This window comes from Dyadobacter sp., from assembly GCF_051859145.1.
Taxonomy (GTDB): domain Bacteria; phylum Bacteroidota; class Bacteroidia; order Cytophagales; family Spirosomataceae; genus Dyadobacter.
Genome location: NZ_JBHYGF010000135.1, coordinates 20,357 through 33,073, shown reverse-complemented (window position 1 = coordinate 33,073; position 12,717 = coordinate 20,357). Strand labels below are relative to the sequence as shown.

Below are 12,717 nucleotides of genomic sequence, written 5' to 3'. Positions count from 1 at the left end.
AGATCCTGTACATATCCTTCCTCAAAGCACTTGATCAATCCGCCTTTGTCTTCTATCTCGATAAATAGCGCCCAGGCCGCATTGGACAATGTAATGGACATTTGTTCAATCGCATAGGAACCGCCAGCTGGGTCAGCCACTGCATTCAGGCCGCTTTCATAGGACAGCACGGACGAAGTGTTTCGTGCAATTCGGGAAGAAAGTTCGGTTTCTTTGGTAAGGTGACTTTCAAATCCCTCAACCGTTAATGCGTCGCAGCCACCTGTCACGGCGCTCATCGCTTCACTGCTCGCGCGGATGATATTGGTGTAGCTGGCAGTAGCTGAATGGTAAAAAGACGATGTTTTTGCGTGTATAAACGGCTTTGTTTTTTCAACAGGAAGATCATAGGCTGCGGCAACTTTCCAAAGCAAGTGCCGCAATGCTCTTAGTTTAGCTATTTCTGACAAATAGTGAGTTCCTACGGAAATGGAGCAGAAAATGCTGCTGAATGCTTTGATAGGCGGAACACCCGCTTCGGTAAGCAAGTCCATGTAAGTGACCAGCGCGCCAAGCGTTAATGCGAGTTCCTGTACCGGATCTGCCCCATTGTTATGGTAAATGTGTGATTCCACCATGAACGGACGGAATTCGCTTGCTTCGTTGGTTTTGCAAAATGAAATAATCGGCTCCATTGCCCGAGCGAGGTCAGATCCGGTACGCATCCAGTACGCGATCGGATCATGGGCAACGCCGCCTTTTACGAGATATCCCGTGTTATTGGTAGTTGCATTAAAAAGCATTGTTACCGGCTGGGTTGTTTGAAAGTACACCGGATTGTCTGTCAATTTCACATCATACAGCAGCCGCGCGATTTCAGCGGTATCCGGTTGTGCATTCTGAAAGTTGACGATCACACCATTTGCACCGTGGTTTAAAGCGTCCCTGATACCCGCATTGGTTTCAGCCGGAGTAGTAAGTTTGAGTCGTGCAAGATTAAGCCACCCGGGAACCAGTTTCTGGCAGTTTCGCATTTGTTCCGCCTCTTCCAGGTTCAGTATTTCCGAGGTAGCATATGCATTTACAGATACGCCGGGTGCCAGCGACCAGTGCTTCAAGGTGTCAAATTTTGCACCAAGCTCAGCCTCAGCCTGCTTTGTCCAGCTGTCGTAGCCAGTTGGTTCAAATTCTGAAAAAAGTGAAGCTGAATTCATCGTGCAACCGGAATGAAGAGGAACGGACCAGGGCAAAACTAAACAATTGAGCCAATATTTTGTGCCTCAAACACCTACGGAATTAGGCATGTACAGCTCCGATTTTAAATGCGATGTTTTTATTCATTGGCTTGGAGTTCGCTCATATTGATACTAAATTGAACCCTGGACCAATCTTGACAGATCAGGTATTTTTATATCTTTGCCGTCCCTTAAACAAGAACATCTGAGTTTTGGTTAGTTACACATTGGAAAGAGTAAAAGCAAATACAGAAGTAGACCATGTCTGGGATGCCTGCCTGAGGATTGTTCAGCAGCATGTTCCGGAGGAAAGTTTCAAGACGTGGTTCGAGCCAATCCGACCACTGCGGCTGTATGGAAAAGTACTTACGATCCAGGTTCCGAGCCAGTTTTTTTACGAATGGCTGGAAGATAACTACGTCAACCTGCTCAGAAAAGCGCTTGATTATGCAATAGGAAGGGACGGAATGCTGGAATACTCCATTATCGTTGATAAAGGAAACGAAAAGCACCAGCCGCTGACCATGAATGTGTCGACGCCCAAGTCGCCCAACTATTCCAAACCGGATAACTTCGTTACAGATCCGCGACTAGGCTCAAACCACAAGGAGAAAGACCAGGATTCGATGAACCTGGACACTTACCTGAACCCCAATTATTCATTCGATAACTTTATCGAGGGAGACTGTAATCGCCTCGCACGCTCGGCAGGATTCGCAGTGGCGCAACGTCCTGGACTTACCTCGTTCAACCCTTTGATGATGTACGGCGGGGTAGGGTTGGGTAAAACGCACCTGGTGCAGGCGATCGGGAATTACATTATGAACCACTATGAAAATAAGCTGGTGCTGTATGTTTCTTCCGAAAAGTTTACCAACCAGTTTATCAATTCTATCAAAAACAATACGTTACAGGACTTTACCGACTTTTATATGAAAGTCGATGTACTTGCGATTGACGACGTGCAGTTTTTATCAGGTAAAGAAAAAACGCAGGATACCTTTTTTCATATTTTCAACCACCTGCACCAGCTCGGCAAGCAGATTATCATGACGAGTGACCGTCCGCCAAGAGAGTTACAAGGTTTGCAGGACCGTCTGCTATCGCGTTTCAAATGGGGATTGACAGCCGATTTACAGGCGCCCGACTACGAAACGAGGATTGCGATCATTCAGAAGAAAATCCAGTCGGAAGGTATTTACATTGATTACGATGTGATCGAATACATCGCGCACAGTGTGAATTCCAATGTGAGGGAGCTGGAAGGTGTGATCGTATCGTTAATGGCGCAGGCTTCGCTGACGAGGCGCGAAATTGATGTGGAATTGGCCAAGAATACGCTCAAAAACATCGTGATGAATGAGAGCAAGGAGGTTACCATCGACACAATACAAGAGGTAATCGCCGACTTTTTCCAGGTCACTATCGCAGATCTTAAAAGCAAGAGCAGAAAGAAAGAAGTTGTATATCCGCGTCAACTCGCCATGTTCCTTGCTAAAGAATATACAGATCTTCCATTGAAATCCATCGGGTACCATTTTGGCGGCCGCGATCACTCAACCGTGATCCACTCTATTCAAAGTATCAACCTGCTGATGGACGAAACGCCGGACGTGGAAGAAACTTTACAGAAGCTTCGCAGTTACTTTAAGTAGAAAGTGACGTCTAAAGGACAGATGTTTCATTTGATCCTTTCAATGTCACCCGTCCTGCTTACCCGCACACAAATTGACGATGCCGCCTGGAATGCGTTAGTTCAGGATTCTCCGCAATGCGTCATTTACGCCTTCACCTACTATCTCGATATTGTCTGCATTGACTGGAAAGCGCTGGTTTGTTCCGACGGTCTTGGATACAAGATTATAATGCCGCTTCCGATAAGAAAGAGTTTCGGTTTTGAAATCCTTTATCAACCTATTTTCTGTCAATATCTGGGCATTTTCTCCCGTGAGCCACTTACATCCGAACAAGCCGAGGTTTTCCTGAAAGCAGTTTCCCGCGAGTACAGTTATATTTCAGCTTATCATTTTAATCCGGAAAATGAACCGTTATTGCGTGGGCTCATGGATCTTTTTCCTGAGTTTTGCATGCATTCAAATACCACGCATTGGCTTAATCTCAATCAAACTTACAGCCAGCTCACAGCCACCTTCAAAAAGGACCGGAAGAAGAGTTTGAGAAAAGCCTGGGAAGCCCAATGGAAACTTGTTCCAAGTACCAATATTCACCCGCTGATATATCTTTTTGTTTCCAATCATTCACAAAAAATTCCTGGTGGAGTAAACCTGAATGCATTTAATGTGCTGGAATCATTATATCATGCGCTCAACATGCGCGCGCAGGCAGAACTCTGGTATGCGGCGAAAGAAGGTAAAATACACGCAGGCATTTTGCTGGTGAGAAGTGGGGCCAGGGTAATTTACCTGTTCAACGCGGCTGATGAAATAGGCCGCCGGGAGCATGCGAGAACTTTTCTGCTGGATCAGTACTTTCGGGAATTTTGTCCGGGCGATCAGGTTTTTGACTTTGAAAGTCCCGAGGTGGATTCCGTTGCTTCTTTTTACAAGAGTTTCGGCAGCAAGGCGGTACCTTTTCCTGCTATACGTAAAAACAAGCTGCCATTCCCATTTCGGCAAATTCAGGAATGGAGGAGAAACAGGCTCAGAACCATTTGATCTCCTGTTTCAGTCCGCGGTAGGATTTTATATCCATTTCGAGCGAACCGATTTTCAGTTCTACTTCTGCTTTCAACGGAATTTTATTCACATCGTCAGTCACCCAAAGCCGCATAGCACCTTCGTCTTTGAAGAATTTGTTAGTAGGTATCAATGGATTAATGCGCAATGCTTTTGCTTTTCCAAACTTGGTTTTGACCACATCCTTGCCTACATATCGCACGCGCAGCTTGTAAACCTCCCCATCGAAGAATGTAGGCACCTCAATAATTTCGCCTTCATTTACTTTATCAAAATTGATTGTACGTAGAAAGTAATAGCCACTGATAATATCGTGAATGTTGTTTGGCACAGCGAAAGTTTTTGTCTCATCTTTCACACTTGCGATCGCCTGATCGCGGTTGTGGTTAAAAATAACCTTTTCGTCTTTCCTGTACTTATTCTCCTGGATCTGCCGCTCAAACATCTGGGGAAGAATGGCAGCCGTGTCGATGTAAGAACGCCAGGTATCACGGACTTTGGAGATCAGATCAAAGGCGCCGACAGTCCTACCAGTTACATTTACACGGTAACAAGGCCGGTTATTGATCATCGAAATGTTTTTCCCGACTTCCACTTTTGCTTCGGCTGCATTGATGAAACCATAATGCACGCGGTACTCGACGCGCTCTCCCATTCCGAAGCTTTTGTTCGCTACCACCCGCATATCCGCGGCTTTGTCTTCCAGCTGCCTGAAAGAGAAAAATAGTAGCATTGTCAATATGGCTAATAAACAACTCGTTTTCTTCATTTTACAGACAATTACATAGAGGGGTATGTTTTCTTCAGGTGCTGTAAATAGCGCTTCAAATCGCTTTCGAACTTATTTTGAAATTCCTGTAAAAACATATTTTGCTTTGATTTATAGGTCAGGTAACTTATAAAATAGGCATTATTAGGAATCTGCTTGTCTGTCAGCCGCGTTTTGGTTGTTAACGCTTGCGAGTCCGAGAGAAGTGTATCCGCATCTTCCACAATCTGCACGATCAATGCTTTTTTGAGCGAATCCTTCCGTTCGTCAGGTTCCTGTTTTCCGTCAAATGTTTTGTAAAGGTTATTAAGCTTCATAGCTCCACGCAGCATATGTGCCGAATAAGCCTCGTTGTATTTTCTGGAAAACTCATAATTGCGAAGCTCAACCGACTCTGCTCCGTATTTGTATTTCAAAAACCGGATCGCTCCCTGGTCGCCAACAAAGCTGGCCAGATTCTCATTGAGTTCGAGATTGCTTTTAACAAAAAGCGTACCATGCGTAAGTTCATGCAGGATCAGGTTGGCCAAACTTCCCGGTTTGCGTTTGAGCATGCTCGATAGAATAGGGTCTTTGAGGTACCCTAATGTGGACCAGGCCGATACCTCGCCGATGTCGGTATCAAGTCCTTGCGCCATCAGCGCCTTTTCTTCTGCAACTGCTCTTGTCGAATCGAAATACCCCTTGTAAGGAAATGTGCCGACTATCGGAAAGTGCCACTGGTGTGGGGCTATCCGGTATCTTTCGGATGCAGTGATAAGCCAGATCAGCGGTCGCCCGTGCTGGTCATAGAATGTCGTGTAATTCTTGGACGGATTGAGTCCCAGCGAGTCAGTACCAAACTTCTTAATTTCCTGGATCAGCCTGATCTGCGCTTTCAGCGAGTCGGGGAAGGCAGGATCTGCCATTACTTCTTCTACATCCTGCACATGCATCAGAATGCCGATTTGTCCCTTCGCCTGCAAAAAACCATATCCGATCACATCGCGGTAAATGATCCCGAGAACCAGCACGACGAAAAGTAACAGGAGCAGTATTTTCTTGAAACCGGATAAGTTATTCACGCTTAACACTAAAAGGTACCGGAAGCAAATCTATGTAAAAAAGGCCACTCGCAATGTTGGAAGCTGCATAATTGAGGAAATGGAATTGTACACGGATCAAACGGCCGCTTAGTAACCGTTCGGTGAAATATGAAGATAATGTAAGCTGCCTTTGATATATTTGTTCTTACATCCATTCTCCATGAAAGTAAAATTACTCAGGTCTTTAACGATCGGCTATTTACTGGTGCCGAACCTGCTCTACTATTTCTTTTGGACGAAAACCGCTATCGCAGCCGTCTGGATCCTCTTACTTCTGGCAGCTTTCGCCACGGTGCTTACGTCCGGTAACTTTAATTCAGATGTGCGCTCAACGCTGGGTATCAAAGATCTTGGTGTATTAATTACATTCGCATTGCTGATCACTTTCGTCTCCGGTGCAGCAGGATTATCTTACCAAACCTTTGACTACTGGTGCCATAATACCAAGTTCTACGAGCTCTTTAAATACGACTGGCCAATCCGCATTCCGCAGGACGGACCTGTTATTTCCTATTATTATGGCTATTACGTGGTGCCCGCGCTGATTTTCAAGTGGCTCGGCGGAATCAATGAGGCAGTCATTTTTATCTGGACTGCAATCGGCTTTTTCCTGGGGCTTGCGTGGGTATACCTGGCCCTGAATAAGAATATCGTTTTTGCATTGCTCGCCACTGCTGTGGGCGACACGCCGCACGTGATCAAAACCGTTTTTTACAAATTCACGCACATGTGGTATGAAATGGGCGATTTTGGGCTTGAATCATGGTCAAATTTTGAAAACCTGCTGTGGGTGCCAAACCAGGTAATACCCACTTTGATGATCGGCGGAATGTTTGTTTATCTGCTTAAAAACAAGCTGGATATTGAATACATTGTACTCCCCATTGCACTTACATTCTGGTGGGCAGTTTTCCCGGCTTTCACGAGCGGACTTCTGGCGGCTATTGTAATTATTCGCAAATGGCTACTCGCTGGCTTCCGGCTTGACTGGCGCCTAGTTTTCAAGCACGTGATCCTGCCATTTCTTTGCTGCCTGCCGATGTTATTGTTTCTGACCTCACACGAAGAGCCGCCTATTTCAGGATTTATCTGGCAGTTTCCAGATAGTATGCCGAGCAGGGTAATCGAGTACATCGTGAACATTGGTATCAACCTGGTGCTCTTTTTCTTTTGTTACCGGTATTTCAGTACGCGCCAAACTTCACCCATGGACGCATTTCCATTCTACCTGATTCTGTTCTTTTTCATGGTATTTCCGATTTACAGGGTAGGAAAGGTCAATGATTTTCTATTCCGCGGATTGATGCCGTACCTGATCATTATCGGTATTTACGTCTTCTATCCTTTCACGGTGGCTTCCTGGCAGGATTCCTGGCGAATGTTGCGTAGATCGTTCTTGCAGCTCGCATTCTTTGCAGTTATGGCTTCCTGCTCTTTCATAGCCATCGGCAGGGTAGTACGTGCCTTGCGGGTGAATGTGGTAACAAAGCAGTATTTTCCTGACCGGGTAGTTTTCGACCCCATTCCCTACGATGCATACCCCAACATTTATGAGGTACTCCGGGACAAATGGTCGCAACGTGAAGCAGACCAGTACCTGGGTAAAAAGGACTCATTTTACGAGCTGAAAATGGCTCCGTCGCGTTCCTCTGATAATTGAAATGACCCGCTTGAACATCCAGATTGCACGTCCGTTTTCATAAATTCTCAAAACAGGAATTTGAGACTATTTTCTTGAATTAACCACATCAAGCAGGTTGGAATTATTACAAATTTTTGGTATTTTTACATGAAAGACAACCCATTTTGATTGCGGTTTTTGGCATTCAAGAACTTGCAGTTTTTACACAAACTAAATTCTGTTTACCATTTTATGGCACAACCAAACACAACAGATAAGGACAACAAACTGAAAGCATTGCAAACCACGCTGGAAAAGCTTGATAAAGCTTACGGTAAAGGCACAGTGATGCGCCTGAGCGACAGCAAAGTTTTAGATATTCCTGTCATTTCTACCGGTTCTCTCGGGCTCGACCTGGCACTTGGTGTTGGCGGTGTTCCCCGCGGCCGTGTGGTAGAAATTTATGGACCTGAATCGTCAGGTAAAACTACTTTGTCAATGCATTGCATTGCAGAGGCTCAGAAAAAAGGTGGTCTCGCCGCTTTTATAGATGCAGAGCACGCTTTTGACCGTTCTTATGCTGAAAAATTAGGTATCGATACCAGCAACCTGTTGATTTCCCAGCCTGACAGCGGTGAGCAGGCGCTTGAAATTGCAGAGCACCTGATCAGCAGCGGCGCGGTAGATATCATCGTAATTGACTCTGTTGCTGCATTAGTTCCACGCGCTGAGCTGGAAGGCGAAATGGGTGACAGTAAAATGGGTCTGCAGGCAAGATTAATGTCGCAGGCACTTCGCAAGTTGACCGGGGTAATTAACAAAACGGGCTGCTGCTGTATATTCATTAACCAGCTAAGAGAGAAAATCGGTGTGATGTTCGGTAACCCGGAAACAACCACGGGTGGTAATGCGCTTAAATACTATGCTTCGGTACGTCTGGATATCCGCCGTGTTGGCCAGATCAAGGAAAGTGCGGATGCAATCCTGGGTAACCGCACACGGGTGAAGGTAGTGAAGAACAAAGTAGCGCCTCCATTTAAAGTTGTCGAATTCGATATCATGTATGGTGAAGGTATTTCGAAAGTAGGAGAGGTGATTGACCTGGCTGTGGAACTGAATATTGTGAAGAAGGCTGGTTCATGGTTTAGCTATGACGGAAACCGATTGGGACAAGGCAGAGATGCGGTGAAGTCGCTCCTGAAAGATAATCCTGAGCTGTTGGAAGAACTCGAAGCCAAAGTACGTGGCAAAGTGAACAACGATCCCGATTCTCTGATCGATACGAGTGAGCCGAACGTTGTTGACGACGGATCTCCGCTATAAGTCTAAAAAGCCAATCCAAATGAAAAATGCCCTGTTTGTAGCAGGGCATTTTTGTTACTGGTAAGTTTTATTTGGATCAGAAAGGTTTCCGATCGTCGTCATCTTCATCAAAATCATAATCCTCATCTTCAGGACCGGAGAACATGCTGCTTACCAGATCCTGGAATTTCATGCCCTGATCCAGTGATTGTTTTCCGATCAAAGAAAACTCTGCCATACCGTGCAATGCAAATTCCATCATAAACAGTTTTTCCTCTGCGCTTGAATAGGCACTCAGCATATCAACAAAATCATCCAGACCGTCAATGGTTTTTAACCTTGCCACATATTCCCGGTCGGTCATGTCGCCTGGCATTTCCATTTCATTGCCGGCACCAAACCATTCGATTACTTTTGCATACGGATTGATCTTGCTCTTCTTCGCCTTCTCAGGGTCAGGGAAGAAGTTCAGGAATTGCGTGCGGATTGCTTTTCCGATCAGGTTCTGAGCGACAATTACCGGCCCCTCAACTTCACCTTCGTAAACCAGCTCAACTTTTCCGCAAATAGCCGAAACTACTCCGTACAAATCTGAAATTCGTACATAAGTCGAATCTTCGCCATTGATAAGTGCACGCCGCTCGGCAGTACTCAGCAGGCTTTCATACGCAGAAATTGTCAGACGTGCCGAGACACCACTTTTGCTATCCACATATTCGCTTTCACGTGCTTCAATTGCGATCTGCTCAATCAGCGTTTTTGCAAGTTCATTGATTTGAACGAGCGACTTTTGCTCTTCCTTCACAACCGCTTCCTGTTCGGTAATTTTCTTACCGGTTTCGATGGTTTTAGGATAATGCGTTACAATCTGGCTTTCAATGCGGTCTTTGAGCGGAGTTACAATGCTTCCGCGGTTGGTGTAATCCTCAGGGTTAGCTGTAAATACAAATTGGATATCAAGCGGCAGTCGCAATTTGAATCCACGGATTTGAATATCGCCTTCCTGCAAAATATTGAACAATGCCACCTGGATCCGCGCCTGCAGATCAGGCAGCTCATTAATTACGAAAATACCTCTGTGCGAGCGGGGTATCAGACCGAAGTGAATTACGCGCTCGTCAGAATATGGCAATTTCAACGTAGCCGCCTTGATAGGGTCCACATCGCCAATCAAATCCGCCACTGATACATCAGGTGTCGCGAGCTTTTCCGTATAACGTTCGCTGCGGTGCAACCACGCTATTTCAGTGTGGTCTCCATGCTCTGTAATCAGATCTTTCGCATGGCGGCTCAACGGGGCAAACGGATCGTCGTGCAGGTCTGAACCTTTCACAAACGGGATAAATTCATCAAGCAAATCAACCATCATACGCGCAATACGCGTTTTGGCTTGTCCGCGTAAACCCAGGAAGTTGATGTTATGCATCGACAAAATGGCGCGTTCGACGTCAGGAATAACCGTTTCCTCGTAACCCCAGATCCCCGGAAAAATATCTTCTTTATTTCTGATTTTCGCAATCAGATTATCTCTTAACTCCTGCTTAATGGAACGTGATTGATAACCTGCTTTTTTAAGTTCTCCGAGCGTGTGGATTCCCAAACGTTCTGAACTGGTAAGCTGTGAGTAATTCATGTATGAGAATCTAAGTTAGCGCGCATAGGCAACCGAACGCATTTCACGGATTACCGTGATCTTGATTTGTCCGGGGTACTGCATTTCTTTTTCAATTTTCTGAGATATATCAAATGAAAGCATTCCTGCTTTTTCATCTGATACATTTTCTGCGTCAATAATCACCCTCAACTCGCGGCCTGCCTGGATTGCGTAGCATTTTTCCACTCCGTCAAACGACAATGCCATATTTTCTAGGTCGCGCAAACGTTGAATGTAAGATTCCATCATTTCGCGGCGGGCACCCGGACGTGAGCCTGAAATGGCGTCACAAACCTGGATAACAGGAGACAGAATGCTGGTCATCTCGATCTCATCGTGGTGAGCGCCAATCGCATTGCATACCTCCGGATTTTCTTTGTACTTTTTAGCCAGCTCCATACCCAGAATTGCGTGTGGCAGATCTGATTCTTCGGGCCACACCTTACCAATATCGTGGAGCAAGCCGGCGCGTTTTGCCAGCTTCGTATTCAGACCAAGTTCCGACGCCATTGTTGCACAAAGTTTTGCTACCTCGCGGGAGTGTTGCAGCAAATTCTGGCCGTAAGAAGAGCGGAAACGCATTCTTCCGATCATCTTCACCAGCTCAGGATGCAAGCCGTGAATCCCCATATCAATGACAGTACGCTCACCGATTTCCACGATCTCGTCGTCGATGTTCTTGCGCGTTTTGGCAACAACTTCTTCAATTCTGGCCGGGTGAATTCTTCCGTCCTGTACCAATCTATGCAATGAAAGTCTGGCTATTTCTCTTCTTACAGGATCGAAACCTGAAATAACAATTGCTTCCGGGGTGTCATCTACAATAATTTCAACGCCGGTCGCTGCTTCCAATGCGCGAATATTACGTCCCTCGCGACCGATGATTTTTCCTTTGATATCGTCATTTTCAATGTTGAAAACAGATACGCAGTTTTCAATCGCGTGCTCGGCAGCGGTTCTTTGAATGGTTTCAATGACAATTTTCTTGGCTTCCTTGGTAGCAGTAAGCCTGGCTTCTTCCATAGCGCTTTTTACATAAGATCCGGCGCGGGTGTCGGCTTCGGCTTTCAGCGCGTCGATCAGTTGTTCGCGCGCTTGTTCAGCGGTAAGGTTGGCGATTTTTTCAAGCTGTGCTACTTGTTGCTGCAATGATTTTTCAGCTTCTTCCTTACGCTTGGTTGCAGTTTCCAGCTGCTGGTTGAGGTTATTTTTTAGCGCTTCCAGTTCATTCTCGCGGCGTTTGTTCTGCTCGACAGACTGATTTAGGCTTTGCTCTCGCTGTTTGAGTTTCTGCTCGTTACTTTGAAGAATGCTCCGTTTCTTGTTGGCATCTTCTTCAAATTCTGATTTCAATCGCAGGTACTTTTCTTTTGCTTCCAGGATACGGTCTTTCTTAATATTCTCGGCAGCACTTTCTGCATTCCTGAGAATTTCGGCCGCTCTTTCCTGAGCTTCCTTTTCCTTCTGATCAAATGACCGCTGGAAAATGTACTTACCTGCGAAAATACCCACGCCGACAGCAATAATGTCGGACAGGACTACGATGAAAAACAAAGAATTTGACATTTCAATAAAGGTTTTATATATAGTTGGTTTTACCGACTACAACCAGTGCTAAAATGCCGAAAGTGAAGGGATTGAAGGAAGTATCAGAAGATTATCAAAATAAAAGGTCAGTTGTATAAAGGTTAGCTCTCAATGGCGCCGGATATTACTTCATCCAGCTTTTCAACTCTGTTCTTAAAAGCCAGAACCAGGTCATCCATTTGCTCCTGGTTCCGCTGCAATGCCACCAGGCATTCAATAGAAGTCAGTGCGATGGCCTCAATATCTCCGTATACTTTTCCTCTTAATTTATGCTGTTGCACGCGATGCAAGAACACCTCATACCCATCCCTGTAGAATTTCTCCTGATCCGCCGGAACGCTCAGTTTGAAACCTCTGTCCAGCAGTTTTATAAAGACAGAAACGTCTGGATTAGGTATGCTATTTTTTTTCATAAGGTATCTTCAAGCAATTCTATGCACTTATCAATCTCCTGTATATATCTTTCAACTGATTCTTTCAGCTCGGCAATTCCGCTTGTTGGTGTCAGTTTACTAGTGACAATTTTAGCGAAAGTTTTGGACTTATTAAAGTCTTTTTCCAAACTCCCGCTTTTTTTCTTCAATTCCTTTGCGTCCTCTTTTAGTTTGATATTGGCCTGCCGGAGCTCTGCATTTTCACGCTGAAGCTCGGCAATTGTCCAGCTCATTTTCTCTTTTGTATTGATCAAAAATTCGAGTTTTCTCTCAAGATCAGAAAGTTTATGTTCGATAATGCGCTCGATGCTTCTTTCCATGGTCCAGCCTGATGAATATTGATCAATACACTTTC

Annotated in this window: 11 protein-coding genes; 4 read left to right on the top strand and 7 right to left on the bottom strand. The window is 45.3% G+C overall.

What is annotated here, in order from left to right; genetic code table 11:
- Positions 1-1,193: methylmalonyl-CoA mutase family protein (locus tag ACTIE6_RS09610; RefSeq protein ID WP_439556429.1), on the bottom strand; the 1,193-nt coding region annotated here is incomplete at its 3' end.
- A gap of 248 nt (positions 1,194-1,441) precedes the next feature.
- Between ACTIE6_RS09610 and dnaA the strand changes: the two genes are divergently transcribed.
- A complete protein-coding gene (gene dnaA / locus ACTIE6_RS09605; RefSeq protein WP_031527630.1) occupies positions 1,442-2,869 on the top strand; it encodes a chromosomal replication initiator protein DnaA in 1,428 nt (475 codons plus the stop codon).
- Between the two features lie 42 nt (positions 2,870-2,911).
- Positions 2,912-3,889, top strand: a complete 978-nt coding sequence (locus tag ACTIE6_RS09600) for a GNAT family N-acetyltransferase (protein WP_439556428.1) — start codon at positions 2,912-2,914, stop codon at positions 3,887-3,889.
- On the opposite strand, the gene ACTIE6_RS09595 is transcribed toward ACTIE6_RS09600, so the two are convergent.
- Together ACTIE6_RS09595 and ACTIE6_RS09590 are read right to left on the bottom strand one after the other, a co-directional pair.
- Positions 3,876-4,643, bottom strand: a complete 768-nt coding sequence (locus ACTIE6_RS09595; RefSeq protein WP_439556427.1) for a DUF3108 domain-containing protein — start codon at positions 4,641-4,643, stop codon at positions 3,876-3,878. The genes ACTIE6_RS09600 and ACTIE6_RS09595 overlap by 14 nt on opposite strands.
- Before the next feature lie 47 nt (positions 4,644-4,690).
- Complete coding sequence (locus tag ACTIE6_RS09590; protein ID WP_439556426.1) at positions 4,691-5,743, bottom strand: aminopeptidase; 1,053 nt, start codon at positions 5,741-5,743, stop codon at positions 4,691-4,693.
- A gap of 181 nt (positions 5,744-5,924) precedes the next feature.
- Between ACTIE6_RS09590 and ACTIE6_RS09585 the strand changes: the two genes are divergently transcribed.
- Positions 5,925-7,424 carry a hypothetical protein gene (locus tag ACTIE6_RS09585; protein WP_439556425.1) on the top strand — a complete coding sequence of 500 codons (1,500 nt, stop codon included), beginning with the start codon at positions 5,925-5,927 and terminating at the stop codon, positions 7,422-7,424.
- A 213-nt stretch (positions 7,425-7,637) separates the two neighbouring features.
- The gene (recA, locus tag ACTIE6_RS09580) at positions 7,638-8,708 is read left to right on the top strand and encodes a recombinase RecA (protein ID WP_439556424.1); all 1,071 of its coding nucleotides are present in this window, start codon (positions 7,638-7,640) and stop codon (positions 8,706-8,708) included.
- 76 nt (positions 8,709-8,784) lie between these two features.
- On the opposite strand, the gene ACTIE6_RS09575 is transcribed toward recA, so the two are convergent.
- The 4 genes from ACTIE6_RS09575 to ACTIE6_RS09560 form a co-directional block, all read right to left on the bottom strand.
- Complete coding sequence (locus ACTIE6_RS09575; protein ID WP_439556423.1) at positions 8,785-10,320, bottom strand: magnesium chelatase; 1,536 nt, start codon at positions 10,318-10,320, stop codon at positions 8,785-8,787.
- Positions 10,321-10,335: 15 nt separating this feature from the next.
- Complete coding sequence (rny, locus tag ACTIE6_RS09570; RefSeq protein WP_439556422.1) at positions 10,336-11,907, bottom strand: ribonuclease Y; 1,572 nt, start codon at positions 11,905-11,907, stop codon at positions 10,336-10,338.
- Between the two features lie 122 nt (positions 11,908-12,029).
- On the bottom strand, positions 12,030-12,341 hold the full coding sequence (gene zapA, locus ACTIE6_RS09565) for a cell division protein ZapA (RefSeq protein WP_031527638.1): 312 nt from the start codon (positions 12,339-12,341) through the stop codon (positions 12,030-12,032).
- Positions 12,338-12,682, bottom strand: a complete 345-nt coding sequence (locus ACTIE6_RS09560) for a hypothetical protein (RefSeq protein WP_439556421.1) — start codon at positions 12,680-12,682, stop codon at positions 12,338-12,340. Before ACTIE6_RS09560 ends, zapA begins: the two co-directional genes overlap by 4 nt.
- Between the last annotated feature and the right edge of the window lie 35 nt (positions 12,683-12,717).

What these genes read in the sequence shown, in the direction of transcription:
- ACTIE6_RS09600 (WP_439556428.1), top strand. Translation starts at nt 2,912, where the DNA reads ATGTCACCCGTCCTGCTTACCCGCACACAAATTGACGATGCCGCCTGG.
- ACTIE6_RS09595 (WP_439556427.1), bottom strand. Translation starts at nt 4,643, where the DNA reads ATGCTACTATTTTTCTCTTTCAGGCAGCTGGAAGACAAAGCCGCGGAT.
- ACTIE6_RS09585 (WP_439556425.1), top strand. Translation starts at nt 5,925, where the DNA reads ATGAAAGTAAAATTACTCAGGTCTTTAACGATCGGCTATTTACTGGTG.
- recA (WP_439556424.1), top strand. Translation starts at nt 7,638, where the DNA reads ATGGCACAACCAAACACAACAGATAAGGACAACAAACTGAAAGCATTG.
- ACTIE6_RS09575 (WP_439556423.1), bottom strand. Translation starts at nt 10,320, where the DNA reads ATGAATTACTCACAGCTTACCAGTTCAGAACGTTTGGGAATCCACACG.
- rny (WP_439556422.1), bottom strand. Translation starts at nt 11,907, where the DNA reads ATGTCAAATTCTTTGTTTTTCATCGTAGTCCTGTCCGACATTATTGCT.
- zapA (WP_031527638.1), bottom strand. Translation starts at nt 12,341, where the DNA reads ATGAAAAAAAATAGCATACCTAATCCAGACGTTTCTGTCTTTATAAAA.
- ACTIE6_RS09560 (WP_439556421.1), bottom strand. Translation starts at nt 12,682, where the DNA reads ATGGAAAGAAGCATCGAGCGCATTATCGAACATAAACTTTCTGATCTT.